The organism is Candidatus Symbiopectobacterium sp. NZEC135 (genome assembly GCF_025962695.1).
The window spans coordinates 1-2105 of the sequence record NZ_JAGFPF010000251.1; the positions used below are offsets into that span (position 1 = coordinate 1).

Consider the following 2105-nt stretch of genomic DNA (forward strand, 5'->3'; position numbering starts at 1 on the left):
CGTTTGGTTTTCTGTTGGCATTGGTTGGGTGGGGAACCAGCCTGATTACCGGTTTGTCGGCGACATCCGTAGGGTTAGGGTTGGCGGCGTACCTGTTTGCCGTCGGCGCTGTGGATTGGAAAGCCTTGCTGAAAGATCATGCGGCCTGGGACACGGTTATCTGGTTTAGCGTGATCATCAGTCTGGCTACCGGACTTTCCGATCTGGGGTTCATCAAATGGCTGGCGGGCTTGCTGGGCAACCTGATCCACGGGTTTGGTGCCATGCAGACCTTTGTGCTGCTGGGCGTGCTCTATATCTATGTGCACTACCTGTTTGCCACGGCTTCCGGGCATGTCGCTGCCCTGTATGTGCCTTTTGCTGCCACGGCCATCGCGGCGGGGGCACCACCGATGATGGTCGCTATCTGCTTCGGGATTTTCAGTAACCTGATGTGGGGCAATACTGAATATGGCGGCGGGCCGGGGCCTATTTATTTCGCTCAGGGCTATTTCACGCGACCGCGCTTTTATAAAATTAACGCGGCGGTGGTCACCTGTAACGTGGTGCTGACCTTCAGCGTGGGCCTGCTGTGGTGGAAGCTGCTTGGCTTCTATTAAGGTAGTGCTTCTCCCGCTCCTGATGACGGTGGCAGTATGATAAGACAGGTTGCCTTGGGCGGTATCAGGCAACCTGCTTTGCGCTTACTGTACCGTCCGGTTGCGGCCTTCCCGTTTGGCGATATACAGGTTTTTATCGGCGGCAGCAAAGAGCTGGTGCACATGCTGCGTCAGGTCCATCGCTGAAGAGGGCGCATGGGCAATGCCGATACTCACCGCAACGGATATCGGCGAGCCGTTAATGAAGCAGGGCGTGTCGTGAATTTGAGTGCGCAACTGCTCTGCTAACGCAAAAAAGTCTCGCTCTGAGAAATCAAAACACACTACCGCAAACTCCTCTGCCCCGATACGGCTCACCAAACCCGGTTCCGGGATCGATTGTTGAATCAGGTTCGCAACGTGTTTCAAGACAATGTCGCCGTTATCGTGCCCGTAACTGTCGTTGATGGTTTTGAAGTGATCGATATCAACCAGCATCATGTTGATGGCCGCTTGCCGATAACGGGGAATTTTCGCGTAACGGTTCAGCGCATCGTTGAAGCCATAGCGCGAAAGCAGGTGAGTGAGGAAATCGTGGCTGGCCTGCATCAACAAGCGCTGGTTAAGCTGGCGAATGGTCTTGGCATTCATGGCCATCAGCAATGGGCTGAAGATGATCGCGGCGATACTGATGCGGGCGATGGTGATCTCCTGCATAAACAGGGCGTCCTGATGGTCATAAATCCCCTGAACATGAAGCGCTGTGGCGATCAGCTCAACAATGCCCGTGCACAAGGTGATCAGACGTATCGCCCACAGCGGGTACACGATGGCGCACCAGGTGAGTGCGGGCAGGGGAAACGCCAGAATAGCAATCGGACCAATCAGCGTGCCCAATCCCAGTGACAGCACAAGAAACACCAAGGGGATGCTGCTGCGCCAGTCCGCTGTGGGCATGCGCAACGTGAAATCGCTACGCAGTGTCAGCAGTAACGGCAAAAACAGCACAGCGGTATAAAACTGATCGCTGAACCAGTTAAGCACATCCTGTTGAAAAGACTGTCGTGTTTGCTCGGCCAGGTGTTGCGTGAACGCACCGACCAGTGCACAGCTAAGGGCGGCGATCATGCAGGAGGAAAACAGGTGTAATGACGTGGAAATATCAGCTTCCTGCTGACGATATCGCCCCGGCCAACACAATAATTTGACCAGCACAAAGATAAACACCAGGTTGGCACTATTAATGGTGAAGGCGCTGATGCCCCAACCATAAAGCAGGCCGTCTTGCGCGATCATGGCGCTATAGGCAACGCCGTAATACCACGGGGTATTCAGATAGCGACAACGATAAAAGAGAGCGGCAACCAGAATGTTGACGGGCCAGAGAACAGAGAGATCGATGCCTGACATCCGCGCATGAGAACCCAACATGCAGCCCAGTAGTGTCAATATAAAAACGTTAAAGCTGTTTAAAAGCACATTGTCACTTTTAAACAGTGTCAGGTTTACACGCATAATCTCTGCCCA

At 53.7% G+C, this 2105-nt stretch carries 2 protein-coding genes; one reads left to right on the forward strand and one right to left on the reverse strand.

What is annotated here, in order from left to right; all coding sequences use genetic code 11:
* Nucleotides 1-599, forward strand: a 599-nt coding sequence (locus J5224_RS25525; RefSeq protein WP_264628000.1) for an anion permease, incomplete at its 5' end; no start/stop codon positions are given.
* An 84-nt stretch (nucleotides 600-683) separates the two neighbouring features.
* Here the strand turns inward: J5224_RS25525 and J5224_RS25530 are convergent.
* Nucleotides 684-2105: GGDEF domain-containing protein (locus J5224_RS25530; protein ID WP_264628001.1), on the reverse strand; the 1422-nt coding region annotated here is incomplete at its 5' end.